Source organism: Eleftheria terrae (assembly GCF_030419005.1).
In the GTDB taxonomy this organism is placed as follows: domain Bacteria; phylum Pseudomonadota; class Gammaproteobacteria; order Burkholderiales; family Burkholderiaceae_C; genus Caldimonas; species Caldimonas terrae.
Map to the genome: position 1 here is coordinate 1467405 of NZ_CP106951.1, position 23325 is coordinate 1490729.

Consider the following 23325-nt stretch of genomic DNA (forward strand, 5'->3'; position numbering starts at 1 on the left):
CACCGTGATGGCGCGCCGCGGCAAGGCCCGGAGTTTGCTCCAACCGGGCTAGCTGAAAGAAAGGAGTGGCAACAATGGCAGTGGCAGACAAGCTGTCCGGCGGTCGCCTGGTGAGCCTGCCGGCAGAGGCCGGCAACATCGATGCGCCGGTGTTCGAGCCTGAGGAGCGCTGGCTGCGCAGCGCCGAGCCGGTGCTGCAGCAGGCGGCGATGTGGCGCTGGTTCGGCACCCGGTATGAAGACCCCCGCCTGACCACCCCGCACGACAAGGCCGGCGACTACCTGTACACCGACGGCGGACCCTACCGCGCCGACAAGGTGTTGCACGAACGCTTCGACGGTCTGGTCGACGCCGCGGTGATCGACGAGCTGGTGGCGCACTTGCGCAGCGAGGTTGGCGAGCTGTGGAGCTCCAGGCCGCTGGACAAGACGAGCAGTTGAAGACACTGAAGGCACAAGGGGCTGCCACCTTGCTCGGTGGCAGCCCCCAGGACGGCTCGGTTGCAGCCAGGCTGCTGCGTTCACAGCGCCCGGTGCGCCCCTTCCATGGCCACCCGAAGGGCCGGCGCATGCGGATGCGCTTCTTCCTCTGCACCGGCCGGCAGCAAGGCCTGCAGCAGCGCGCCGGACACGGTTTCTTCCTTCAGCAGCGCATCCGTCAGCCCGTGCAGGGCATCGCGGTGATGGTGCAGCGCATCGCGGCACAGGTGCTGGGCCTTGTCGAGCAGCGCACGCGCCTCGGCCAGCACCTTCTCCTGGATGTGCGGGCCGACCAGCTTGTCGGGCACGCCCTGCAGGCTCAGCAGGCCGAACTCGCTGCTGAAGCCCATCGAGCTCACCATCTCGACCGCCAGCTCCGAAGCTCGCTTCAGGTCGTCCGACGCGCCGGAGGTGGTATTGCCGAACGCCATCAACTCCGCCTCGCGGCCAGCCAGCATCATGCTGAGGCGGGCCTCCAGTTCCTGCTCGCCATACAGCGGCACCTCGTTGGGGCGCGTCACGAAGGTCACGCCCAGCGCGTGGCCACGCGGCTCGATGGTGACGCGCTCGACATTGCCCGCCTTCATGACGTGAGCGACGATGGCATGGCCGCTTTCATGGATGGCGATGCGGTGGCGCGCTTCCGGCGTGAACATCTCCTTGACGCTCGACACCTCGCCGCCCAGCTGGTGGGTCTCCAGTGCGCGGTGCAGGTGTTCCTGCATCACCTGGGCACTGCCCTCCTCGGCAGCCAGCACGGTGGCGCGGTTCACGACATTGGTGATGTCGGCATGCGACAGGCCGGTGCTGGAGCGGGCCAGCGTGTCCAGCTCGATCTGCCCGGACGCCTTCACGCGGCTCAGGCACAGCGCGAACAGCTCGCGCCGGTCATGCACATTGGGCAGCGCGACGCGAGCCACCAGGTCAAAGCGGCCGGGGCGCTTGAGGGCGTCGTCGACATTGCCGACATGGTTGGTGGCGCCGATCACGACGATGTTCTCGGACGCCGCAAAGCCGTCCATCTCCACCAGCAGCTTGTTGATGATGCGGTTTTCCTCCGACTGGCCGCCAGCCACCTTGGCGCCGGTGGAGCGCTTGCCGATGCCGTCGAACTCGTCGATGAAGACGATGCAGGGTGCATGCTTGCGGGCGGTCTCGAACAGCTCGCGCACCTTGGTGATGCCCGCGCCGTAGAACATGCTGGAGAAGTAGGAGCCGTCCACCGCGATGAAGTTGGCCCCGCATTCGCCGGCCAGCGCACGCGCCAGCAGCGTCTTGCCGGTGCCCGGCGGGCCTTCGAGCAGCACGCCGCGCGGCGGCTTGGCGCCCAGCGCCAGGTACTTCTCGGGGCTGCGCATGAAGGCCGTCACCTGCTGCAGCGCCGCCTTGGCTTCGGCCGAGCCGATCACGTCCTTGAAGCTGGTGTCCGGCTTCTCGGCCAGCTTGGCCTTGCTGCCGCCACCCTGCGTCTGGCGCGCCAGGTAGACCGCCACCAGGCCCATCACGGCCACCGTCAGCAAGCCCATCAGCCGCTGCAGCACATTGCCGGTGCTGTCCGCCACCTTGGCGAGCGAGCTGCGCTCGTCGATGTCCACCGGGGTGAGCGCGAAGCCGCGCTCCCGGCTCAGCGACTCCAGCCGCGAGCCCAGGCCCTGGGGCGCCGGCAACAGCTCAGTGCTGTAGCGCTCACCGCTGCGGGTGGTGATGAGCACGCGGCGGCCGTCGACGCCGACGGCCTGCACCGCACCTTGCTCCAGCGCGCGCTCGAACTCGGACACATCCTTGGGATGGTCGAGCCAGGAGCGCGCCTCGGCCTGGAATTGCAGGGCGAGCGGCGTCTTGTTCGCCTTGGCAGGCGCCTGCGTGTGGTAGTCCATCGCCACGGCGGCAGCGAGAACCGAGATGCCGGCAGCACTGCCGGCCAGATATTTCGCCCAGCGGGGCCAGGTTTTGAAGGGCTTCATGCGTATCTCTGAGGAGAGGACCATATGAGAACGCAAAGCCGGCCCTGCAAGAGGAAGCAACAGCGGCGGGAAAGGCCTTTACTTCTCTAGTTAGAGAACCCTCTCCAGTGCAGGTCGGGCAAATATCACGGCCGCCGCCGCGTTGAAAGATTTACAAGCCGTGATAGCCGTGGTGCGCGCGCGCCTTGCCGCGAAACACCCAGTAGGACCAGAACACATAGAGCAGGATGACCGGCAGCAGGAACAAGGTGCCGACCAGCATGAAGGCCTGGGACTTGGGTGCGGCCGCGGCTTCCCACAGCGTGATGGACGGCGGCACGATGTAGGGCCACAGGCTGATGACCAGCCCGGTGAAGGCCAGGAAGAACAAGCCCATCGAGCACAGGAAGGGCAGCACGTCGCGCCCGCGCCGCAGGGCCTGCAGCATCACGACCGCGAGCGCCAGCGTCAGGACCGGCACCGGCGAGAAGTAGAAGAGGTTGGGCAGGCTGAACCAGCGCTCGGCAATGCGCGGCTGCGTCAGCGGCGTCCACAGGCTCAACAACGCAATGAAGGCCAGCACGCCCACCAGGCAGCGCCGGGCGGTGCGCTTGGCCCACTGCTGCAGTTCGCCTTCGGTCTTCATCACCAGCCAGGTGGCGCCCTGCAGCGCGTAGCCGGCCACCAGTCCCAGCCCGGTGAGCAGCGCAAAGGGCGACAGCCAGTCCCAGCTGTCGCCGGCGAACTGGCGCCCCGCCACCGCAAAGCCCTGGATGAAGTTGCCGAGCACCACGCCCTGCGCCCAGGTGGCCAGCAGCGAGCCGATGCAGAAGCCGCGGTCCCAGCCCGAGCGGCGGGGGCCGGCGCCCTCGCGGAACTCGAAGGCGACGCCACGGAACAGCAGGCCCAGCAGCATCAGCAGGAAGGGGAAGTACAACGCCGGCAGCACGATGGCAAAGGCCAGCGGGAAGACCGCCATCAGCCCGCCGATGCCGAGCACCAGCCAGGTTTCATTGAAGTCCCAGATCGGCGCCACCGAAGCCACCATCAGGTCGCGCTCCTGCGCGTCCCGGCGCAGCGCGAACAGCATTCCCACCCCCAGGTCGAAGCCGTCCAGCAGCACGTACATGAAGACGGCCAGCGCCAGGATCGCGGCCCACAGCGGTACCAGGTCAAGCTGCATCGCCGGCCTCCGGACGTGCGGGGCCGCCGGCCCGGTCGGTGACGGCGGACAGCGGACGCTTGGGTCGCGCACCGGCCGCCTCCGCCCCCTCCTGCGCCGCCACGGTCGGCGGCCCGGCCTGCACCAGCCGGCGCAGCAGCAGGAAGCCGCCACCGAAGATGACCAGATAGCTCAGCACGTAGGCGGCCAGCGACAGCGCGACGTCGCTGCCGGACAGCGTGGGCGACACGGCATCACGGGTGCGCATCAGCCCGTAGACCACCCAGGGCTGGCGGCCCACCTCCGTCACCGTCCAGCCGGCCAGCACGGCGACGAAGCCGAGCGGCCCGCTGTATTGCGCTGCCCGCAGGAAGGCCGGCGACTCATAGAGCCGGCCCCTGAAGTGCATCAGCCAGCCGGCTCCCACAACGGCGAGCATCAGCAGGCCGATGCCCACCATCACCCGGAACGCGAAGTAGACGATGGCGACCGGCGGGCGGTCCTCGCGCGGCCAGGATTTCAGCCCGCGCACCTCGCCGTCGAGTTCATGCGTCAGGTAGAGGCTGCCGAGCGCGGGAATGGCGATTTCGAAATGGTTGCGCTCGGCCTCGGCATCCGGAAGGGCGAACAGCGAGGCGGGCACCCGCCGTTGGGTCTCCCACAGACCTTCCATGGCCGCCACCTTGGCCGGCTGGTGCTCAAGGGTGTTGAGCCCGTGCAGGTCGCCGGCCACGATCTGCAGCGGCACCATCACGCTCAGGAAGGCCAGCGACATCTTCACCATGATGCGGCTTTCCGCCACATGCCGGCCTCGCCGCAGGTAGCCGGCGCCGACCGCCAGCACCACGAAGCCGGTGGTGATCAGGAAGGCGAACACGGTGTGGGTCAGCCGGTAGGGGAAAGACGGCGTGAACAGCACCGCCAGCATGTCCTCCGGCACGAAGCGCCCGTCCACCAGCTGGTGGCCGCGCGGCGTCTGCATCCAGCTGTTGACCGCAAGAATCCAGAACGAAGACAACAAGGTGCCAAGCGCCACCAGCAGCGCCGACATGACATGCGCCCATTGCGGCACACGCTGGCGGCCGAACAGCAGGATGCCGAGGAAGGCGGCTTCGAGGAAGAAGGCCGTGAGCACCTCGTAGGCCATCAGCCCGCCCACCACGCTGAAGGTGGCGTCGGCGAAGCGGCTCCAGTTGGTGCCGAACTGGAACGGCATGACGATGCCGGAGACCACGCCCATGCCGAAGGACACCGCGAACAACTTGATCCAGAAGGCCGACAGGCGCACGAAGACCTCACGCTGGGTGACCCACCACAGCACCTCGAGCGTGGCGATGTAGCAGGCCAGGCCCACCGTGAAGGCGGGCAGCAGGATGTGCCACGCGATGACCCAGGCGAATTGCACGCGCGACAGCAAGAGGGCGTCCAGCTCCACGGTTTTCCTTTCAGGGGCGGCAGCGCCCCCGCGGCGACTCGGCGAGCAAGCGCGAGTCCCGGCCGCAGACGCGGGCCGCGCCGCACGGGGCACGTCGCTTGCCAGCGCCGGGGTGTGGGGCCCGTGCTGTATGCGGGCCCCGGTACCAGGAGCACACCATGCCGCAACAGCAATGGAGCGCCAAGCGCGAACGCCAGTACGAGCACATCAAGGCCGGCCTCGAGGAGCGGGGCACCCGCGAAAGCGTGGCCGAGGAGATCGCGGCACGCACGGTCAACAAGGAGCGCGCCCGGCACGGCGAGTCGAAGACCGCGAGCCGCTCGTCGATCGAGGACGTGTCCTCCGGCCACCGCGGCGGCAAGCGGTCGCATTCGGGACCCGGCGGGCGGACCTACGAGCAGCTCTACAACGAAGCCAAGGCCCGCGGGCTGCGGGGTCGCTCCAAGATGAACAAGCAGGAATTGCAGCAGGCTCTGGCCCGCTGAGACCCCACCACCACAAGACGAGCCACGGGCCAGGAGGTAGAGATGGGTGCCGACATCTTCGAGCGCGCAGGGCATGAGCGCATCGCCGTCGACGTCGACGAGGAAAGCGAACTCGAGTACTGGGTCACCGAACTGGGCGTGAGCGCCGAGGACCTGCGCCGCGCCGTCGAGACGGTCGGGCCGCAGGCGACCGCGGTGCGCAGCTACCTCGCCAGCCACACGGTGTAGCCCGCCTTCCCTTGCGTGCAGGCCCGGTGCGACCGGCCACCCTCGCCTTCGTCAGGCCGCGGGTGGGCCCTGGAAGCCGCCCGCGCGAAGCGTGACGACCAGCGTGTCGCGGTGTCCGCTGCCCGGCACCAGGGGTTGGATGGGGGTGGTTTCGTGGATCACCCGCGCGTCGTCGAGCAGCAGCAGGGTCCAGGGCCGCTCCATGGTGAAGCGAATGCCTCGCGGCCCCTGCGCCTCGAACACACGGGTTTCGCCGCCTTTCACGCCAACCCGGTCCACCAGCAGCACCGCGACGAAGTCCACCCCGTCCCGGTGCGCGCCTTCCGGGGTCGGCCGGCCAATGCCGTCGGTGGTGTCGATGCGGAACTGGTGCGCCTCGACGAACCATGGGCCGGCCTCGGGCCGCAGCGCGCTGCAGGCTTGCGCCAGCTGGCGCAGCAGGGCCTGCCAGGCGGGCTGGGCCACCACCTCCGGCTCCATCGGCTCGAACCAGCGCTCCAGGCCGCCGTGCAGCGCGTTGTATTCCACCGGCTGCCAGTGGGCGCGGTGGGGCACCGGGGCGGGCAAGGCGCCGGGCTCCACCAGGAAGCAGGAGTGCCGGCGGCGCCGGTAGCGGCCCCCGTCGCGCAGGTAGGCGTCGGGCGGCAGGCGGTCCCAGGAGGGGCGCAGCGCCTGCAGCGCGGCCGGCTCGCAGTCCAGCCAGCCGGCCAGCGCTTCGGGCGCCAGCACGGCATGGCCGTGTTCGCGCAGCGCAGGCTGCAGTTCCGGCAGATCGATCGACGGCGGCGGCAGGTTCATGGTGGAGGGTCCTTGCACAGGACCCTCACTGTAGCAAGCTGCCTGCAGCGTTGCAGGCCGCCCGTCGCGCGGCGGCGGGCCTCAGGCCGCCGCCGGCTCGCGGGAAGCCAGCACCCGCACCCGGGTGCCGTGCACGGCCACCACCTGGCCCGGGCGCATCTTGGCGGTCTTGCGCCATTCGTCCTGACCGTCGACCTGCACCTTGCCTGCGGCCACCATGGCCTTGGCCTCACCACCACTGTCGGCCAGGCCGGTGGCCTTCAGGAGCCGGTCCAGAGTGATGAACTCGCCGCGAAGCTCGAAATCGATGATCAACATGGGGGGTCCTGCCTGCTGCTACGCCACGAATGGAGCCATTGTGCCTGCACCGGGCGGGACCGCCGCGAGCATCACTGCACGATCTTGCCGCCGTCGCCGATCATCGCGAAGTCGACATAGCGCGAGCCGGAGCGGTCGGCCTTGGTGAAGTCGAGGCGGTAGCCACCCACGTCCAGCTCGCTGGCGCTGTCCAGCGCAGTGCTGACGGCGTCCGCGCTCAGGCGGGGCGCCTTCTCGATCGCCTTGACCAGGGCCTTGGCCGCGATGAAGCCTTCCATCGAGCGGGCCGACAGGTCCGGGTTGTTCGCGGTCTCGCGCAGGCGCTGGAACTCGCGCACCACCTCACGGTCGGTCTTGCTCGACAGCGGCAGCACCACCGAGAAGGCGTAGCCGCGGGCACGATCCGGCCCCAGGGCCTTCAGCAGCGTGTCGGTGTCGATGATGGACATGCCGTACATGGTCGCCTGGCCACCGGCGGCACCGTATTGCTTGACGAACTGCACCGCCGCAGCCGTGGTCGCACCGAGGAAGATGACCTGCGGATTGGCCTTCAGCATGTTGTTCACCGCGGTGCTCACCTCGGTGGTGTTGCGGGCGTAGCCGGTGCTGTTGACGATGGTGATGCCGTACTGGCGGGCGGCCTTGTCGACGCCGACATTGACGTCCTTGCCCAGTCCGTCGTCCTGGAACACGACGCCGACGCGGTTGAGGCCGAGCTGCGAAAGCCGCTTGAACAGGCTGCCCACCTCGTCGTGGTAGCTTGCCTTCACCACCCGCAGCGTGCGCGACTGCGCCACGCTGGCGGCGCCCGACACCGCGCCCACCATGGAAATGCGCTGCTTGTCGAGCACCCCGTCACGGGCCAGCGCCTCCAGGTTGGTGGTGCCGACGGTGCCGATCAGGGCCACCGGCGACTCCTGCTGCACCACTTCCTTCACCAGGCGCACGGTGTTCTCGGGCTGTTGCATGTCGTCGCGCGTGACCAGCTTGATGCGCTGGCCGCGCACGCCGCCGCGTGCGTTCACCGAGTCGATGTAAAGCTTGACGCCGGCATGGATGGCGCGACCCGTCACCGCCTGCGGGCCGCTGAAAGGCGCCACCTGGGCCACCACGACGTCGGCCTGGGCCGCGCCGGCGCAGGCCACGACAGCCAGCGCGATCAGGGAACGGTGCAAGGAGGGCAGGAAACGACGGAAAGCGTGAGTGAGGCTGGACATGGCAGGCAGTGGTGGAAGGCGCGTCACCGCAAGTGGCAACGCAAGCCGGCATTCTAGGGAGACAAACCAGGGTTTACCCTTACACCCACCTGAGACCGCTGCACTTGTCGCTTCAGCTGTGAACTAGTTCGCAGCCACCATCCCCGCGAAGCCGGGGCTGCATACGGACAGTGATCTTCGACACAAGACGACATGAAGTCGCGCGGCGGCCGGCGCATTGTTTGCTTAAGAAGAGCACATCACCGCCGTGTCGGTCCCCGTAGTAGTGGAGAACCTGCGCATGTCGCAAAACACGTCCCAGACCCGGCCCTTGCGCATCGGGATCTCAGCCCGCTTGCTGTACCAGGTGCCGCCCGAGCTGGGCTTTCGCAACAAGACGCTGCAGTACCTGGAGCAATCCTTGTCGCACTGGATCATGGCGCACGGCGCGATCGCCTTCATGGTGCCTGCGGTGGCGGAAGACAGCCGGCGGGCGGCGCGCCACCTGTCGGTGTTCGATTACGTGAACGAGCTCGACGGGCTGGTGCTGCAAGGCGGTGCCGACGTGTCGCCGCAGAGCTACGGGCAGGAGCCGATCGACCCACGCTGGGCCGGCGACCCGGTGCGTGACCGCTATGAGCTCGCGCTGCTGCGCGCCTTCATCCAGCAGCGCAAGCCGGTCATCGGCGTTTGCCGCGGCTGCCAGCTGTTGAACGTCGCTTTTGGCGGCACGCTTTACCAGGACGTGATGACGCAGTACGCCGGCGCGCACGCGCACGTCGATGCTGAGCTGTACGACCAGCTGGAGCACGAAGTCAGCTTCCTGCCCAACAGCCAGCTGGCCCGGCTCTATCCGAGCGAGTCGCGCCTGCGGGTCACCAGCATCCACCACCAGGCGGTGGCCAAGCTGGGCAAGCAGATCGAGGTGGAAGCGGTGTCCTCGGTGGACGGCGTGATCGAGGCCATTCGCTGGACCGGCGACGGCTATGCGCGTGGCGTGCAGTGGCACCCGGAGTTCCACCTCGACCGCCGGGCGCTGGCCGACAGCTCGCCCATCATCCTCGACTTCCTGAACGAGGCCCGCACCGCCGCGCTGGCCCGGCTGCGCGACCGCGACTGCGCCGACCAGCGCATGCCGCGCGCCCCGCTGAACCTGCCGTTCGAGGCGCCGGCCACCGATCCGGCCAAGGAAGCGCCGGCCGCTGCCAAGGCCTGAAGCGCGACCGTCACTTAGGTGACGCGCGAGGCAACGCGACTGTGGTCTGATCCTGGCGACCGTCGGCGGGCCGGTCCCTCGCAGGCCTGCCCGCCGTCCCGCCCCAACGCTGACACGGACGACATCCCGATGAGCACTTCCCTCCCCTCCCCCGGCAGCCTGAGCAACCGCCAGGTCCGCCTGGCATCGCGCCCCGTGGGCACGCCCACCCGGGACAACTGGCACTTCACCGACGAAGCGGTGGCTGAGCCGGCCGCTGGCGGCGTGGTGGTCCAGACGCTCTACCTCTCGCTCGATCCCGCCATGCGCGGCTGGATGAACGAAGGCAAGTCCTACATCCCGCCGGTGGGCATCGGCGAGGTGATGCGGGCCGGCGGCGTCGGGCGCGTGCTGGCGTCGCAGCAGCCCGACTTCCCGGTTGGCAGCCTGGTGACCGGCAGCCTGGGCGTGCAGCAGTACTGCAGCGTGCCGGCCGACCAGCTCAGGCGCTCGGGCCTGACCCGCATCGACCCCCGGGCAGGCAGCCTCACCCAGTGGCTGAACGTCCTTGGCATGCCGGGCATGACGGCCTACTTCGGCCTGATGGACATCGGCCAGCCGAAAGCTGGCGAGACCGTGGTGGTGTCCGGCGCCGCCGGCGCAGTGGGACAGACCGTGGGGCAGCTCGCCAAGATCCACGGCTGCCGGGTGGTGGGCATCGCCGGCGGCCCGGCCAAGTGCGAGTGGGTCGTCAAGGAGCTCGGCTTCGACGCCTGCATCGACTACAAGGCCGGCCCGGTCAAGGACGGGTTGAAGACGCACTGCCCGCAGGGCGTGGACATCTATTTCGACAACGTCGGCGGCGAGATCCTCGATACGGTGCTGACGCGCATCAACCGCAAGGCCCGCATCATCATTTGCGGCGCCATTTCGCAGTACAACAACACCGAGCCGGTGCAGGGCCCGAAGAACTACCTGTCGCTGCTGGTCAACCGGGCCCGCATGGAAGGCATGGTGGTGTTCGACTATGCCGACCGCTATCCCCAGGCCGTGGCCGAGCTGGCCGGCCACCTGCAGAGCGGGCGCATGAGTTCGCGCGAAGACGTGGTGAGCGGCGGCGTCGATGCCTTCCCCGACACGCTGCTGAAGCTGTTCACCGGCGAGAACTTCGGCAAGCTGGTGCTGAAAGTGGCCGACGAGGCCTGACGCGCAGCTTGGCCGCCGGGCCGCAAAAAGAAACCCCGCCTCGGCGGGGTTTCCTGTTTGCCCGGACTCTGGAGGCCGGGCTGGTCAGCGGCAGCCCGAAGGCAGGCGCCGGGCGGGCCGCGCCGCGAAGGATCCCGGCAGCCTGAAGCTGCCGGCCTTCTCCGACGACCGTCAGGGCTTGACGGTGAGGTTGTTCTCGACGCCGGTGACGCCCTTCACCGACGAAGCGAGCTGCGTGGCCCGTTCACGGTCGGCCTCGCTGGGCGCGGTGCCGTTCAGGCTGACCTTGCCATTGCTCGTGTCGACATCGATGCGCAGGGCGCTCAGCTTGTCATCGCGCGCCAGTTCGGCGTTCACCGACGCGGTGATGGCGGTGTCGGCCACCGCTTCGCCGGCGCGGTCGGCCATATCGCTGCCGGTCTCACGGGCCTTGTCGAGGCCTGCACCGGCCTTGTCGGCCATGTCGCTGCCCGTCTCGCGGGCCTGCTGGGCCACTTCGCTGCCGGCTTCCCGGGCGCGCTCCATGCCGTTCTCGGTGCGCTGCTCCATGTTCTGGCCCGCCTGCTCGGTCTGGGCCACCACCGTCGGATCGCCGGAAGCGGCCGCGTTCCGGTCCTCTTCATTGGCACGGTCGCAGGCCGTCAGGGCCATGGCAGCGGCCAGGGCGCTTGCCAAAGTCAGTGCTTTCATCGCTCACACTCCTTCCAGTCTAGAAATGCCGCGCCTGGGGCACGACCACAGCCGGCATCGAAGGAGGGCCGCATTCAGCGGCCGCGGGTCCTGACGCCAGCGCCAGCTGCGGGCCCACAGGCCAGCTGCACGCCGCGCTCCGGGGCGGCAGCAGACGGCCTCGCTGCCCCGGGCACCGCAATCTCTCCAGTCCACCCTCACACCAGCAGCCGCGGCATGCCGATCACGCCTGGCCGGCGCTCCAGCCATTCGGGCTCCACCGGGCCGGTGCCCGGCGCGGGAGCGGTGTTGCCGTCGCCACCACAGGAAGCAGGCGCGTCCGACGGCGCCCGGCGCAGGGCCCACACCGGCTGCGCCGGCTGGGCCGGATGCGGCGTGTGGGCAAAAGCCTCCGACGCACCGGCACAACGCACGAACTGAATGTCGCCAGCCGGGGCGTCCGCCTGAGCCACCGCGCTGCGCACCGCCACGACTCCCAGGGCGCCCGCTGCGCCGAGCAGCGCAGTGCTGATCAGGGTGGCGAAGGATGGAGCCATGACACGTCCTCTACGGCTAGACGGATGAACCGGTCGATGGACTCACTGTAGGCCGCAGGGCCGGGGCGCTCTGTCAGCAGGCTCGGGGCGGGGTTGTCAGCGGTGTCCGACACCGCGGCCCGCGCATCCAGTGAACGCGGTCGGCACCGATGGGCGCGCTCGCCGGGGTGCCCGGCGATGGCGCCGTTGCCTCATCGAGGGAGGCAGGCACCCTCCCGCCCCTCGATCACCGCCGCTTGGGGCGTGAGGAGTCAGCAGTGGGTGCATCGTGCTTCGGGACAACAGCTGCGCAGGCCTTGGCAGGCGTCAGGTGGCCCGCCCGGAACTGCCCGGGGCCGGCTGCTGCGCAGCGGGGCCGCGAGCAGGCGCATGTGTCATGGAACCCGCCGCCTCGTGGCGCAGGCATCGGCCCTGTACCACTGCAGGAATTGGCGGGCTGCCGGTCGCTGCCGGCGGAGGGACGCCGGCCGGCCTGGCAGGACAAGGCCGAGCCGCTCCTGCAGGGCAGTGCGCGTTCAGTCGGCCACCAGGCTCTGCCGGCCCCACCACTGCTCGCCGGGCTGCAGGGCCACCGGCTCGCCGATCACGGCCGCCTCGACGCACAGCATGCGGCGAAAGCCGAGCGCCGGCATGTCGGCCATGGCAGCGCACTTGGCCTCCCACGGGTTCCAGACCACCACGTCGGGGAACTGCTGGGACTCGATGACCAGGCCGCGATGCGGCTCTTCGAGCACCAGCGGCTGGCTTGCGCCGAAGTAGATGCGGTCGGTTTCATCGCCAATGGCCAGGGCCGCCGAAGGCTCCGGCTGCAGCGGGCTACCGGGCCGGGTGCAATCCTGGAAGTCGAGGCCGCGCAGGCCCTTCAGGCGCGCTTCTTCCACCTCGCGCACGCGCAGGTAGGTGTGCAGCGCCGCCATGAAGCTGAAGGGCTCGGCGTCGGCCGGGCCGGTGTGCTCGACTTCCAGCTCGAGATCGAGCCGGCCACCGCCCACCGCCACGGTGAGCTCCAGCGCGAAGGCATGCGGCCAGGCGGCGCGCGTGGCTTCGTCGTCGCACAGCCGCAGCACGGCCAGCGCATCATCACGGCCGACCTCGCTGCGCAGCAGCGTCCAGGGCTTGTTGCGAGCGAAGCCGTGGCGCTGCAACGGACCCCGCTTCTCGAACTGCGGAAAGATGACCGGCACGCCGCCGCGCACCGGCTGGCCCTCGGTGTAGGCCGACTGCTCGGACACGTACAGCCGTTCCGGGCCGCCGGCCGGCGTCCAGGACAGCACCTGCGCACCTTGCAGCAGGACGGTCGCCTGGGCGCCGTCACGGGCCCGCAGCCGCACCGCCGGCAGGCCCTGGATGTCGATGAGTTCGGGAGTGGATGCTTGGGACATGGCCGCGAGCTTACCCGCTTCCGGCGCGGGCCGTGCCGCGGCACCGGCCGGTCATGCCATCAGCCACGCGCCGGCCACAGGGTCTTGCGGTACAGCGCCTCGCCGGCCAGGTCTTTCAGGGTGACGGTCATGGTGCGGGTGCGGCCGTCGATGTCCACCTGGCCGAAGAACTGGAAACCGTCCGACGGCGGTGCGTTGGGCACCGGCGCCGCCTTTTGATAGACCACCTGCAGGCCAAAGGTGGCGTCCGGCGCATTGGGGCCGAAGCTGCCGGCGTGCAGGGGGCCGGAGACAAACTCCCAGAAGGGGTCGAAGTCACTGAAGCGCGCCTGCGCCGGGTCGTAGTAGTGGGCGGCGGTGTAGTGCACGTCGGCCGTCAGCCAGACGATGTTCTCGATGCGGGCGCGCCGGATCTCGCGCAACAGCAGGGCCAGCTCGCGCTCGCGCCCGCGGGGCGGCCCGTCCTCTGCGTTGGCCACCGCCTCCCAGCGCGGGCGGCCGCTGGCATCCTGGCCATCGGGCACCTGCAGGCCCAGCGGCATGTCGGAGGCGATCACCTTCCAGGTGGCACGCGAGCGGCGCAGCCCGTCCAGCAGCCAGGCGATCTGCGGCTTGCCCAGGAAGACGGTGTCCGGGCCGTCGTGGTCCTGCAGGTTGTCGGTGTTGGGGCCACGGTAGCTGCGCATGTCGATGACAAAGACATCCAGCAGCGGACCGTAGGGGATGCGGCGGTAGACCCGCTCGCTCTCGATGTCGCCCGCCCGGCGCAGCGGTGCGTAGTCGAGGAAGGCCCGCGTGGCACGCGCGGTCAGCAGCGGCACCCGCTTCTCGCTGTAGCGGGCGTCGCCTGACAGGTCCTTGGACAAGGACCAGTTGTTGGTGACCTCGTGGTCGTCCCACTGCCACACCTGTGCCACCTCGCTGGCGAAGCGACGCACGTTCTGGTCGAGCAGGTTGTAGCGGTAGCGACCGCGGAACTCGTCCAGCGTCTCGGCCACCTTGGCGACCTCGGGCGTGACCAGGTTGCGCCACACCCGTCCGTCCGGCAGGCGGACCTCCGGCTGAATCGGGCCGTCGGCATAGATGGTGTCGCCGCAATGCAGGAAGAGATCGGGCTGGACCCGCCGCATCTGCTCGTACAGCCGCATGCCGCCCCATTCGGCATTGATGCCCCAGCCCTGGCCAGCGGTATCGCCGCTCCAGACCAGGCGGATGTCGCGCGGCAGCACCGGTGCCAGCCGCAAGCGGCCGGCCTGCGGCTGCGACAGCACCCGCTCGTTGCCCAGGTCCTGCAGCAGCACCCGATAGTGGATCTCCTGGCCGCGCGGCAGGCCCTGCAAGTCGATGCGGCCGGTGTGGTCGCTGTCCTCCAGCAGGTGCGGTCCGCGCACCCGACGGGCATCGGCAAAGCTCTCGCGGGTCGACCACTCGATCCACATGCGGGCCGGGCGGTCGCTGCGCGCCCACACGATGGCGCTGTCGCTGGTGACGTCGCCGCTGGCCACGCCCGAAGGCAGCTGGGGCCGCTCGCTGTCCCTGACGATGGCGCCCGGCGCCTGCTGCGCCCTGAGGACGCCCGGCAACCCGAAGCCCGCTGCACCGACCCACAGGCCCTGGTTCACGAAGTCCCTGCGTTTCATCGAAAGTCCCGCCTCGTGCCGTGATGATGGAGCCGCGCAGCATGCCGGCGCCGCTTGACAGCGCTGTGTCAGGCCACGCTGCTGCCGCCCTTGCAGACCTCGTCGCGCATGAGCACCAGCTCCTCGGCAATGCTGGGGTGCACGGCGACGGTATTGTCGAGCTGGGCCTTGGTGACGCCCGCCTTGAGCGCCGCCGCAAAGCCCTGGATGACCTCCGGCGCCTCGGGCGCGACGATGTGCACGCCCAGCACGCGGTCGGTGGTGCCGTCCACCACCAGCTTCATCAACGCCCGCTCCGGGCTGCCGCTGACCGCATGGCGCAGCGGCCGGAACTCCGAACGCCAGATGCGCACCTTGGGGTAACGCCCACGCGCCTGGGCCTCGGTCAGGCCGACGCTGGCCGCCGGCGGGTCGCAGAACACGGCGCTCGGCACCTCCTCATCCTGCCATTCGCGCGGCGGGCGCCCGTCGCAGCCATAGAGGCGGTCGACCAGTGCGGCGGCCTGCATCAGCGCCACCGGCGTCAACGCGCGCCGGCCGGTCACGTCGCCGATGGCCAGCAGCCAGGGCAGCGAGCTCTCGAAGCGCTCGTTCACCGCGATGGCGCCCCGCTCGTCCAGCGCGACGCCCAGCGCCTCCAGGCCGAGGCCCCGCGTGCTGGGTGCACGACCGGTGGCCAGCAGCACCGCGTCGGCCGCCACCGGGTCGGCACCGGCCTGCTGCAGCAGCAAGGCGCCGCCCGCGTCACGTTCGAGGCGCGAGACGCGGGCCTGCAGGCGCAGGTCCACGCCCTTCTTGAGCAGCTCCTGGGCGACGAAGGCGCGCAGGTCGTCGTCGAAACCCTCGAGCAGCCGCTCACCGCGGTGCAGCAGGCTCACCTGTGCCCCCAGGCCGGTGAAGATGGACGCGAACTCGCAGCCGATGTAGCCGCCGCCGACGATGGCCAGCCGGCGCGGGAACGGCTCCAGGTCGAACAGCTGGTTGGACGTGATGCCCAGCTCGGCGCCCGGCAGCGCCGGCAGCCGCGGTGCGCCGCCGGTGGCCACCAGCACTCGCTCCGCCGTGACGGCGGCATGGCCGACCTGCGCGGCATGCGGGCCGGTGAGCCGTGCCCAGCCCGGCAGCAGCGTGACGCCCGCCTCCTGCAGCAACTGGCCATAGACCTGGTTGAGCCGCCCCACCTCGGTTGCCCGCTGCGCGCGCAGCGCCGCCCAATCGAAGACCGGTGCCTCGAAGCGCCAGCCAAAGGCCCGCGCCTCGTCGAAAGCCTGCCCATGGTGGGCCGCGTAGGTATAGAGCTTCTTCGGGATGCAGCCCGCGTTGACACAGGTACCGCCCAGCCGCGCGCCCTCGGCCAGCGCCACCCGGCAACCCCGGCGCGCCGCCAGCCGCGCGGCGCGCACGCCGCCGCTGCCGCCGCCGATCACCAGCAGGTCATAGTCGTGAGGATGCGAGGCCATGGCTGTCTTTGTGGTGGCGAGAACTGCACTGTATAAGCGCTTGCCGCACAGGTTAAGCTTGCCGCCTTGTTTTCCGGACACCTGCGAATGGACACCATACGTGTTGGCCTGATCGGCTACGGCTATGCAAGCAAGACATTCCACGCCCCGCTGATGGCCGGGGTGCCTGGCCTGGCGCTGGCCGCCGTCAGCAGCAGCGACCCCGGGAAAGTGCGGGCCGACTGGCCCGACCTGCCGGTGGAGTCCTCGGCACAGGCCCTGGTCGACCGGCCGGACGTGCAGCTGGTGGTCATCGCCACGCCCAACGACACCCACTTTCCGCTGGCGCGCGCCGCGCTGCTCGCCGGCAAGCATGTGGTGGTCGACAAGCCCTTCACCGTGACGCTGCAGGAGGCCCGCGACCTCGACGAGCTGGCGCAGCGCCAGGGCCGGCTGCTGTCGGTGTTCCATAACCGCCGCTGGGATTCGGACTTCCTGACACTGAAGGCCTTGCTCGCCTCGGGCGAGCTGGGGCGGGTGGTGCACTTCGAATCGCACTTCGACCGCTGGCGCCCCCAGGTGCGCGACCGCTGGCGCGAGCAGGCCGGCCGCGGCGGCGGGCTGTGGAACGACCTGGGGCCGCACCTGCTGGACCAGGCCCTGCAGCTGTTCGGCATGCCCGAGGGGCTGAGCGTGGACCTGGCCAGCCAGCGCGACGGCTCCCAGGCCGACGACTACTTCCACGCCCGGCTGCGCTACGCCAGCCCGCACGGCGGCCTGCAGGTGATCCTGCATGCCAGCGCGCTGGTGGCGGCAGTTGGCCCCCGCTATGTCGTGCACGGCACGCGCGGCAGCTACCTGAAGCGTGGCCTCGACCCCCAGGAAGACCAGTTGAAGGCCGGCGCCCGCCCTCGCCTGGAGCCGCTCGGCGACTGGGGCCGCGATCCGCAAGACGGCGTGCTGACCCTCGGCGAGGCCGAGCCCGCCGCCTCGCGTCGTCACCCGACGCTGCCCGGCAACTACCTCGGCTACTACGCCGCAGTGCGCGACGCGGTGCGCGGAGCCGCCCCCAACCCGGTGCCGGCCGGGGAAGCCATGCAGGTGATGGCGCTGATCGAGGCGGGCCGCCGCAGCGCTGCGCGGCGCTGCGAAATGCCGGTGAACGGCCATTGAGCACCTCGCCGGGTGCCGGCGGCGGTCCGGCGCGCACCCGAGCCACGGGCCACGACCGGCCGCAGCGCCCTGCCCCTCACGCCGGCAGGCGTTGCAGGGGGAGCGCATCCCTCCTATCCTCGCCAGACCACCGGCCTGGGGCCGGGCAGACGAGGAGCATGCATGGCCTTCATCGAAAAATTCGGCCCACTCATGGGCCGCATCCTGCTTGCGCTGATGTTCGTGCCTTCCGGCTTCAGCAAGGTGACCAACTTCCAGGGCACCGTCGCCTACATCACCTCCAAGGGCCTGCCGGCGCCCACGCTGCTGGCTGGCGCCACCATCGCGCTGGAGATCGGCGCCGGGCTGGCCTTGCTGCTGGGTTTCAAGGCTCGTTGGGCGGCGCTGCTGCTGGCCGCCTTCGCCTTGCTGGCGGCCTTCTTCTTCCACAACTTCTGGACGGTGGACGAAGCGCAGAAAATGGCCCAATACATCAGCTTCTACAAAAACCTCGCCATCACCGGCGGCCTGCTCTTCGTGGCGGCCTACGGTGCCGGCCCCGTCTCGCTGGACCAGCGCGACACGACGTGACACCGCATGCCTGACCTCCGGCCCCACACCTCCACCGACCCGTTCTCGCTGTCCTCCACCTCGGATGAGGACTTCGGCAAGCCGCCCAGCGGCTGGCGGCTGCGCCTCTATCGCGTCATCTTCGAGGCCGACACGCCAGCCGGCCGGCGCTTCGACCTGTTCCTGATCGGCGCCATCCTGCTCAGCGTGCTGGTGGTCACGCTCGACAGCGTGCAGGGCCTGCACCAGCGGCATCGCACCGCCTTCAACGTGCTGGAGTGGTTCTTCACCCTGCTCTTCACTGCCGAGTATGTCGGGCGGCTGCTGTGCGTGCAGCGGCCGCTGCGATATGTGCTGAGCTTCTTCGGCATCGTGGACCTGCTGGCCATCCTGCCGGCCTACCTCTCGGCGCTGGTGCCGGAGCTGCACCTGCTGATGGACGTGCGCATCCTGCGCCTGCTGCGCATCTTCCGCATCTTCAAGCTGAGCCAGTACGCCCAGGAATATCGCCTGCTGGTGCGCGCGCTGGCCAACAGCCGGCGCAAGATCCTGGTCTTCCTCGGCTTCGTGCTGATGGTGGTGCTCGTGCTGGGCACGCTGATGTACCTGGTGGAGGGGCCGGCACACGGCTTCAAGGACATCCCGACCTCGGTCTACTGGGCCATCACCACCTTGACGACGGTGGGCTTCGGCGACCTCACCCCCAAGACCGATACCGGCCGGCTCATCGCGTCGCTGATGATGCTGCTGGGCTGGGGCACGCTGGCCGTACCCACCGGCATCGTGACGTCCGAGATGACCTCGATCCGCCTGCGGCCGGTGCGGGTGCGGGTGTGCCCGGCCTGCAGCACGATGGAGGAATCGGCCGAGGCGAACTTCTGCCGGCATTGCGGCAGCCGGCTGGCGCCCTGACCGCCTCGCAAGCAACGGTCCAGGGCTGATGCCCTGGCGGCAGTTATCTAGGTGACAGTTTCCGGCCGGCGTCGCTTGCACAATGAGCCGGTGTTTCGCCAACCGGCCCTGAAGGCCCGGCCGCCATGACTGCTCCACACACTTTTTCGCAACTGCTCGCCAGGCGCAGCCGCAGCGCCGGCACGGTCAGCTTTCCCGTCACCGACGACTGGCTGCAAGGCCGCACCACCTTTGGCGGCTTCATTGCCGCCTGTGCGGTCCAGGCCATGCGCGACGTGGCCGGCGCCGACTGGCCGGCGCAGGTACAGCTGACCGCGCTGCAAACCAGCTTCGTCGGCCCGGTGGGCCTCGGCATGATGGATGTGGCGGTGCAGGTGCTGCGCGAAGGCCGCCACCTGCGCCAGGTGCAGGCGCACGTCAGCCAGGCCGGCCAGACCGCCGCGGTGCTGCTGGCCGTCTTCGGCGCCGGCCGCGAGACGGTCGTGCCGCACCATGCACCGGTGCAGCCGACGCTGTCCATCACGCCTGCCGATGCACGGCCCCTGCCGTTCGTGCCGGGCGTGACGCCCAATTTCACGCAGCACCTCGACTTCCGCTGGGCCGAGGGCCACCTGCCCTACAGCGGCCAGCCCGGCTGGCAGGTGAAGGTGCATGCGCGCCTGCGTGACGACTCGCTGGACGAGGAGTTGCTGACCGTGCTGCTGGCCGATGCCGCCCCACCCGCCGTGCTGGGCCAGCTGGCGACGCCCGCGCCCAGCAGCTCGGTCTCCTGGGCGCTGGAGCTTGCACCGCTCACCCGCACGGCGGCCCCCGGTGCCTGGTGGCGCATCGACAAGGACACCCGGGCGGCCGCTGCCGGCCATGTCAACGACGGTACCACCCTGTGGACGCCCTCCGGCCAGCTGGCGGCGTTTGGTCACCAGGTGGTGGCGGTCTACGCCTGAGCGGCAGCGACGCGGCGGCGCTGCCACCCGCCTGGCGCCGCCCTTGGCGGCAGCAGCATCAGCCGGCGCGCCAGGGATAGTGCCGCAGCACCTGGTAGCCGCCACCGGGTCCGAGCACCGAGGCCACCAGCACATGCCCGCCCACCGGCCAATGCACCGCGCCTGCCTGTGCGGGTGGCTGCGCGCCCCGCGCGTCGCGTGCCAGGGTGACATGCGGCTCGAAGGACCGGGCATCCACCGGCAAGCGCAGCCGGGCGATCGCCTCGCCCAGCCGCCGGTGCAGCTCGAGCAGTTCCGCTGGCGGCCGCGCCGGCCGCAGCCAGGCCACGCCCTGCCACAGCCCGCCGTCCTGCAAGGCCAGCTCGAAGGGTGGCACCGACACCGCACCGGCATCGGCCACGTCGGCCACCTGGCCATCCGGCACCCGGGTCAGGAAATGCAGGGTCACATGCAGCCGCTCGGACCGGGTCAGCCGGGCGCCGCGCGGCCAGTGCCAGCGCTGCTGCTGGGCGTGCAGCGCCTCGCGTTCGCGCTCGCCTGGCCAGAGGGCGAAGAACAGGCGGGCGCCAGCCGGCTCATGAGGGGGCTGGCTCAGAGCGGCCTCCCTTGGCGACCGTGAAGGTGCCTGGCGTCGGCGCGTCGGGCAGTGACGGCCGAGGCCACCCGGCGCCCGCCCGGCACGGAGGGGCGGCAGCGGCCGGTGGGGTCAACGGCGTGGGCGCTCGGGCAACGGAGCCGGTTCATGCTGGAAGCGTGTCCATCGGTGCGGGACAGGCGCAGCACCCAGTGCTGCAGGGCGCCCCGCGGCCCCCACCTTACTTCACCTGTGCTGCCTTCACCAGAGCGTCCATCGCCTCCGGCACGCTGGTCTGGTCGTTGTTCCAGAATGCAGCCACCACGTCCTTCAGGGCCGCCTCGGTCTTCTCCGGCAGGGCCATCTTGTGCGCGACCGACGGCACCAGCGCGTTCACCATGCTCGAGGCGACGAAATAGGCACTCGACTCCTGCGCACACAGGTCGAACTTGCCCATGTCGACGCCGGTGCCCACCGGGACCGAACCCTTGTTCAGGTTGAACACCTGCTGGAACTCCTTGCTCATGATGGTGGCCGCCAAGGCCTGCTGAGCCTGGGCAGCGGCACTGTCCTTGAGCCGGAACATCGCGAAGCTGTCGATATTGAAGATGAAGGAGCGGGCCGTGCCCGGCGCCGAAACACAGAGGAAATCGCGGTTCGGTTGCTTTTGCGCCGCCAGGAACTCGCCCTTGGCCCAGTCGCCCATGAACTGCATGCCGGCTTCCCCGCGGATGACCATGGCGGTGGCCGCATTCCATTCGCGGCCCGCAGCAGCCGCGTCGGTATAGCCCTTGATGCGCCGGAAGGTCTCCAGCACCTGGCCCATGGTCTCGCTGCGCAGCGCCTTGGCATCCAGCTGCACCAGCGCCTTGCGATAGAAGTCGGGGCCGCCCACCCCGAGCGCGACGGTCTCGAAGGTGGTGAACTCCTGCCAGGGCTGGCCACCGTGCGCGACCGGCACGATGCCGGCCTTGCGCATCTTGTCAGCCACCGCAAAGAACTCGTCCCAGGTGGCCGGCGCGCGTGCGCCGACCTTGCGCAGGGCCTCGCGGTTGATCCACAGCCAGTTGATCCGGTGCACGTTCACCGGCACGGCCACGTAGCGGCCGTTGACCTTCATCGCCTCGGCCACCACCCGTGGTAGCTGCGAGTCCCATTGCTGGCGCCGCGCCACGTCGTCGAGGTTGGCCAGCACGTCGAGGCGGCCCCACTCCTGGATGGCCGGGCCCTTGAGCTGGGCCGCGGCCGGCGGGTTGCCGGCCAGCACGCGCGAACGCAGCACCGACATCGCACCTTCGCCGCCACCGCCGGCCACCACGAAATCGCGCCAGCCGTGGCCCTCTGCCGCCAGCAGCCGCTTGAGCTCGGCCACCGACTTGGCTTCGCCGCCGCTGGTCCACCAATGCAGCACTTCCACCTGGCCGGCCCAGGCCGGCATGGCGGCGGCCAGCGCACAGGCTAGCAACAGGCCGGCGCTGCGGCGTGAACGTGCTGGGGTCGGCATGGGGACTCTCCTCGCTAGTGAAATGTCGGCAGGATGCCGAACGAATTCTTGAATGAGATAACAATTATTAACACATCTGAACATTTGATTAAGTCGGGGCTTCCCGGGGGTTGCCCGGGGCTGTGCGGCGTTCTTCCCGCGGGAGGGCCGTAGAATCCGCCCCCCGCGCCTTTTCGCCTGTCGACCTCGACGCACGCCCCATGAAGCCCTTGCCCGACTATTGCGCCATCGACTTCGGCACCTCCAACTCGGCCATCGCCATTGCCGCAGCCGGCGGCCAGGGCCACCGCCTGGTGGACCTGGAGGATGGACGCAACACCATGCCGACGGCGGTGTTCTACTTTGCCGACCCGCACGATGCACCGGTCAGCGGCCCGCTGCCGCTGCGCGCATTCGGCCGCGCCGCTGTCAAGGCCTATGTCGAGGGCTACGACGGCCGGCTGATGCGTTCGCTGAAGTCCATCCTCGGCAGCTCGCTGGTGGAGCAGACCACCGACGTCGGCGGTGGCCAGGCGGTCAAGTTCATCGATGTCATCACCGGCTACCTGCACCACCTGAAGGCCAAGGCCGAAGCCGCTGCGGGCCGGCCGCTGCACCGGGTGGTGATGGGCCGGCCGGTGTTTTTCGTCGACGAGGACCCGCTGCGCGACACGCAGGCCCAGGCCTCGCTGCAGGCGGCAGCGCAGGCGGTGGGCTTTGGCGAGGTGCACTTCCAGTTCGAGCCGATCGCGGCCGCCTTCGACTACGAGCAGCAGGCCGCACGTGAGGAACTGGTGCTGGTGGCCGACATCGGCGGCGGCACCTCCGACTTCTCGGTCGTGCGGGTGGGGCCCGACCGACGCGAGCGGCTGGAGCGCAAGGACGACATCCTCGCCAGCCACGGTGTGCACATCGCCGGCACCGACTTCGACCGTCGTGTCGAGCTGGCCGCGGTGCTGCCGGCGCTCGGCTACCGCAGCCACGGCCGCAGCACGCCGGGCCAGCCGCCGCGCGAGGTGCCGAGCGGCGTGTACTTCGACCTCGCCACCTGGCACTTGATCAACACGGTCTACCACCCGGGGCGGGTGGCCGAACTGCAGGCGATGGCGAGCTTCTATGCCGACCCCGTCCACCACCGGCGGCTGATGCATGTGGTGCGCCACCGCCTCGGCCACGAACTGGCCGGCCGCGCCGAAGCCGCCAAGATCGCCGTGGCGGCCGGTGGCAGCCACGCGATCGACCTGACGATGGTGGAGGCGGGGCTGCACCGCAGCCTCGACGAGCAACAGGCGATGGACGCCATCACGGCCGACCTGGAGCGGATCGTCGATGCCGCGCGCGCCTGCGTGCAACTGGCCGGCGTGGCACCACAGCAGATCGATGCCCTCTACTTCACCGGCGGCTCGACCGGCCTGCGCCTGCTGACCGACCGCCTGGCGGCCGCCTTCCCGGCCGCGGCCGCGGTGCGAGGCGACGGTTTCGCAAGCGTGGCCACCGGCCTCGGGCTGGACGCCGGCAGGCGTTTCGGCCGCTCCTGACGCCGCGCGCGGCCGCCCTT

Annotated in this window: 23 protein-coding genes; 10 read left to right on the plus strand and 13 right to left on the minus strand. The window is 69.9% G+C overall.

Going from position 1 to position 23325, the window contains the following annotated elements:
• The first annotated feature begins 74 nt into the window (after nt 1-74).
• Nucleotides 75-440 (plus strand): hypothetical protein, encoded by a 366-nt coding sequence (locus N7L95_RS06460; protein WP_301258997.1) that lies wholly within the window; start codon nt 75-77, stop codon nt 438-440.
• Nucleotides 441-520: 80 nt separating this feature from the next.
• Here the strand turns inward: N7L95_RS06460 and N7L95_RS06465 are convergent, their stop codons facing one another.
• From N7L95_RS06465 to N7L95_RS06475, 3 genes are all read right to left on the minus strand, one after another.
• On the minus strand, nt 521-2443 hold the full coding sequence (locus N7L95_RS06465; RefSeq protein ID WP_301258998.1) for an ATP-dependent metallopeptidase FtsH/Yme1/Tma family protein: 1923 nt from the start codon (nt 2441-2443) through the stop codon (nt 521-523).
• Nucleotides 2444-2594: 151 nt separating this feature from the next.
• On the minus strand, nt 2595-3605 hold the full coding sequence (gene cydB, locus N7L95_RS06470; RefSeq protein WP_301258999.1) for a cytochrome d ubiquinol oxidase subunit II: 1011 nt from the start codon (nt 3603-3605) through the stop codon (nt 2595-2597).
• Nucleotides 3595-5019, minus strand: coding sequence for a cytochrome ubiquinol oxidase subunit I (locus N7L95_RS06475; RefSeq protein ID WP_301259000.1), 1425 nt, complete (start codon nt 5017-5019; stop codon nt 3595-3597). Before N7L95_RS06475 ends, cydB begins: the two co-directional genes overlap by 11 nt.
• 158 nt (nt 5020-5177) lie before the next feature.
• Between N7L95_RS06475 and N7L95_RS06480 the strand changes: the two genes are divergently transcribed.
• On the plus strand, nt 5178-5504 hold the full coding sequence (locus N7L95_RS06480) for a plasmid stabilization protein (protein ID WP_301259001.1): 327 nt from the start codon (nt 5178-5180) through the stop codon (nt 5502-5504).
• Nucleotides 5505-5546: 42 nt separating this feature from the next.
• Nucleotides 5547-5732 carry a DUF3606 domain-containing protein gene (locus tag N7L95_RS06485; protein WP_301259002.1) on the plus strand — a complete coding sequence of 62 codons (186 nt, stop codon included), beginning with the start codon at nt 5547-5549 and terminating at the stop codon, nt 5730-5732.
• A 51-nt stretch (nt 5733-5783) separates the two neighbouring features.
• Here N7L95_RS06485 and N7L95_RS06490 read toward each other — a convergent pair whose 3' ends face one another.
• The 3 genes from N7L95_RS06490 to N7L95_RS06500 form a co-directional block, all read right to left on the minus strand.
• Nucleotides 5784-6530: a 2OG-Fe dioxygenase family protein gene (locus N7L95_RS06490; RefSeq protein WP_301259003.1), complete on the minus strand. Its 747-nt coding sequence runs from the start codon at nt 6528-6530 to the stop codon at nt 5784-5786.
• Nucleotides 6531-6611: 81 nt separating this feature from the next.
• A complete protein-coding gene (locus N7L95_RS06495) occupies nt 6612-6848 on the minus strand; it encodes an RNA-binding S4 domain-containing protein (protein ID WP_301259004.1) in 237 nt (78 codons plus the stop codon).
• 71 nt (nt 6849-6919) lie between these two features.
• Nucleotides 6920-8065, minus strand: coding sequence for an ABC transporter substrate-binding protein (locus N7L95_RS06500; RefSeq protein WP_301259005.1), 1146 nt, complete (start codon nt 8063-8065; stop codon nt 6920-6922).
• A gap of 280 nt (nt 8066-8345) precedes the next feature.
• On the opposite strand from N7L95_RS06500, the gene N7L95_RS06505 reads away from it, so the two are divergent.
• A complete protein-coding gene (locus N7L95_RS06505; RefSeq protein WP_301259006.1) occupies nt 8346-9260 on the plus strand; it encodes a gamma-glutamyl-gamma-aminobutyrate hydrolase family protein in 915 nt (304 codons plus the stop codon).
• A gap of 129 nt (nt 9261-9389) precedes the next feature.
• Nucleotides 9390-10445 (plus strand): NADP-dependent oxidoreductase, encoded by a 1056-nt coding sequence (locus N7L95_RS06510; RefSeq protein WP_301259007.1) that lies wholly within the window; start codon nt 9390-9392, stop codon nt 10443-10445.
• Nucleotides 10446-10616: 171 nt separating this feature from the next.
• Here N7L95_RS06510 and N7L95_RS06515 read toward each other — a convergent pair whose 3' ends face one another.
• The 5 genes from N7L95_RS06515 to gorA form a co-directional block, all read right to left on the minus strand.
• Entirely contained in the window at nt 10617-11135 is a 519-nt protein-coding gene (locus N7L95_RS06515; RefSeq protein ID WP_301259008.1) for a BON domain-containing protein, read from the minus strand.
• Nucleotides 11136-11332: 197 nt separating this feature from the next.
• A complete protein-coding gene (locus tag N7L95_RS06520) occupies nt 11333-11671 on the minus strand; it encodes a hypothetical protein (protein WP_301259009.1) in 339 nt (112 codons plus the stop codon).
• 515 nt (nt 11672-12186) lie between these two features.
• Nucleotides 12187-13053, minus strand: a complete 867-nt coding sequence (locus N7L95_RS06525; RefSeq protein WP_301259010.1) for a D-hexose-6-phosphate mutarotase — start codon at nt 13051-13053, stop codon at nt 12187-12189.
• A 59-nt stretch (nt 13054-13112) separates the two neighbouring features.
• Nucleotides 13113-14693 (minus strand): alkaline phosphatase D family protein, encoded by a 1581-nt coding sequence (locus N7L95_RS06530; protein WP_301259011.1) that lies wholly within the window; start codon nt 14691-14693, stop codon nt 13113-13115.
• Between the two features lie 68 nt (nt 14694-14761).
• On the minus strand, nt 14762-16153 hold the full coding sequence (gene gorA, locus N7L95_RS06535; RefSeq protein WP_301259012.1) for a glutathione-disulfide reductase: 1392 nt from the start codon (nt 16151-16153) through the stop codon (nt 14762-14764).
• Nucleotides 16154-16240: 87 nt separating this feature from the next.
• Between gorA and N7L95_RS06540 the strand changes: the two genes are divergently transcribed.
• From N7L95_RS06540 to N7L95_RS06555, 4 genes are all read left to right on the plus strand, one after another.
• On the plus strand, nt 16241-17305 hold the full coding sequence (locus N7L95_RS06540) for an oxidoreductase (protein ID WP_301259013.1): 1065 nt from the start codon (nt 16241-16243) through the stop codon (nt 17303-17305).
• 162 nt (nt 17306-17467) lie between these two features.
• The gene (locus N7L95_RS06545; RefSeq protein WP_301259014.1) at nt 17468-17875 is read left to right on the plus strand and encodes a DoxX family protein; all 408 of its coding nucleotides are present in this window, start codon (nt 17468-17470) and stop codon (nt 17873-17875) included.
• Nucleotides 17876-17881: 6 nt separating this feature from the next.
• Nucleotides 17882-18766 carry an ion transporter gene (locus tag N7L95_RS06550; protein WP_301259015.1) on the plus strand — a complete coding sequence of 295 codons (885 nt, stop codon included), beginning with the start codon at nt 17882-17884 and terminating at the stop codon, nt 18764-18766.
• A gap of 125 nt (nt 18767-18891) precedes the next feature.
• A complete protein-coding gene (locus N7L95_RS06555) occupies nt 18892-19710 on the plus strand; it encodes an acyl-CoA thioesterase (RefSeq protein WP_301259016.1) in 819 nt (272 codons plus the stop codon).
• 58 nt (nt 19711-19768) lie between these two features.
• Here the strand turns inward: N7L95_RS06555 and thpR are convergent, their stop codons facing one another.
• Nucleotides 19769-20404, minus strand: a complete 636-nt coding sequence (gene thpR, locus N7L95_RS06560) for an RNA 2',3'-cyclic phosphodiesterase (RefSeq protein WP_363324874.1) — start codon at nt 20402-20404, stop codon at nt 19769-19771.
• Nucleotides 20405-20525: 121 nt separating this feature from the next.
• A complete protein-coding gene (locus tag N7L95_RS06565; RefSeq protein WP_301259017.1) occupies nt 20526-21788 on the minus strand; it encodes an ABC transporter substrate-binding protein in 1263 nt (420 codons plus the stop codon).
• Nucleotides 21789-21988: 200 nt separating this feature from the next.
• On the opposite strand from N7L95_RS06565, the gene N7L95_RS06570 reads away from it, so the two are divergent.
• Nucleotides 21989-23305: an Hsp70 family protein gene (locus N7L95_RS06570; RefSeq protein ID WP_301259018.1), complete on the plus strand. Its 1317-nt coding sequence runs from the start codon at nt 21989-21991 to the stop codon at nt 23303-23305.
• The last annotated feature ends 20 nt before the right edge of the window (nt 23306-23325 follow it).

What these genes read in the sequence shown, in the direction of transcription:
- N7L95_RS06490 (WP_301259003.1), bottom strand. Translation starts at nt 6,530, where the DNA reads ATGAACCTGCCGCCGCCGTCGATCGATCTGCCGGAACTGCAGCCTGCG.
- N7L95_RS06480 (WP_301259001.1), top strand. Translation starts at nt 5,178, where the DNA reads ATGCCGCAACAGCAATGGAGCGCCAAGCGCGAACGCCAGTACGAGCAC.
- N7L95_RS06495 (WP_301259004.1), bottom strand. Translation starts at nt 6,848, where the DNA reads ATGTTGATCATCGATTTCGAGCTTCGCGGCGAGTTCATCACTCTGGAC.
- N7L95_RS06500 (WP_301259005.1), bottom strand. Translation starts at nt 8,065, where the DNA reads ATGTCCAGCCTCACTCACGCTTTCCGTCGTTTCCTGCCCTCCTTGCAC.
- N7L95_RS06540 (WP_301259013.1), top strand. Translation starts at nt 16,241, where the DNA reads ATGGACACCATACGTGTTGGCCTGATCGGCTACGGCTATGCAAGCAAG.
- N7L95_RS06545 (WP_301259014.1), top strand. Translation starts at nt 17,468, where the DNA reads ATGGCCTTCATCGAAAAATTCGGCCCACTCATGGGCCGCATCCTGCTT.
- N7L95_RS06460 (WP_301258997.1), top strand. Translation starts at nt 75, where the DNA reads ATGGCAGTGGCAGACAAGCTGTCCGGCGGTCGCCTGGTGAGCCTGCCG.
- N7L95_RS06515 (WP_301259008.1), bottom strand. Translation starts at nt 11,135, where the DNA reads ATGAAAGCACTGACTTTGGCAAGCGCCCTGGCCGCTGCCATGGCCCTG.
- N7L95_RS06510 (WP_301259007.1), top strand. Translation starts at nt 9,390, where the DNA reads ATGAGCACTTCCCTCCCCTCCCCCGGCAGCCTGAGCAACCGCCAGGTC.
- N7L95_RS06570 (WP_301259018.1), top strand. Translation starts at nt 21,989, where the DNA reads ATGAAGCCCTTGCCCGACTATTGCGCCATCGACTTCGGCACCTCCAAC.
- N7L95_RS06485 (WP_301259002.1), top strand. Translation starts at nt 5,547, where the DNA reads ATGGGTGCCGACATCTTCGAGCGCGCAGGGCATGAGCGCATCGCCGTC.
- N7L95_RS06530 (WP_301259011.1), bottom strand. Translation starts at nt 14,693, where the DNA reads ATGAAACGCAGGGACTTCGTGAACCAGGGCCTGTGGGTCGGTGCAGCG.
- N7L95_RS06520 (WP_301259009.1), bottom strand. Translation starts at nt 11,671, where the DNA reads ATGGCTCCATCCTTCGCCACCCTGATCAGCACTGCGCTGCTCGGCGCA.
- N7L95_RS06525 (WP_301259010.1), bottom strand. Translation starts at nt 13,053, where the DNA reads ATGTCCCAAGCATCCACTCCCGAACTCATCGACATCCAGGGCCTGCCG.
- cydB (WP_301258999.1), bottom strand. Translation starts at nt 3,605, where the DNA reads ATGCAGCTTGACCTGGTACCGCTGTGGGCCGCGATCCTGGCGCTGGCC.
- N7L95_RS06565 (WP_301259017.1), bottom strand. Translation starts at nt 21,788, where the DNA reads ATGCCGACCCCAGCACGTTCACGCCGCAGCGCCGGCCTGTTGCTAGCC.
- gorA (WP_301259012.1), bottom strand. Translation starts at nt 16,153, where the DNA reads ATGGCCTCGCATCCTCACGACTATGACCTGCTGGTGATCGGCGGCGGC.
- N7L95_RS06505 (WP_301259006.1), top strand. Translation starts at nt 8,346, where the DNA reads ATGTCGCAAAACACGTCCCAGACCCGGCCCTTGCGCATCGGGATCTCA.
- N7L95_RS06465 (WP_301258998.1), bottom strand. Translation starts at nt 2,443, where the DNA reads ATGAAGCCCTTCAAAACCTGGCCCCGCTGGGCGAAATATCTGGCCGGC.
- N7L95_RS06550 (WP_301259015.1), top strand. Translation starts at nt 17,882, where the DNA reads ATGCCTGACCTCCGGCCCCACACCTCCACCGACCCGTTCTCGCTGTCC.
- N7L95_RS06555 (WP_301259016.1), top strand. Translation starts at nt 18,892, where the DNA reads ATGACTGCTCCACACACTTTTTCGCAACTGCTCGCCAGGCGCAGCCGC.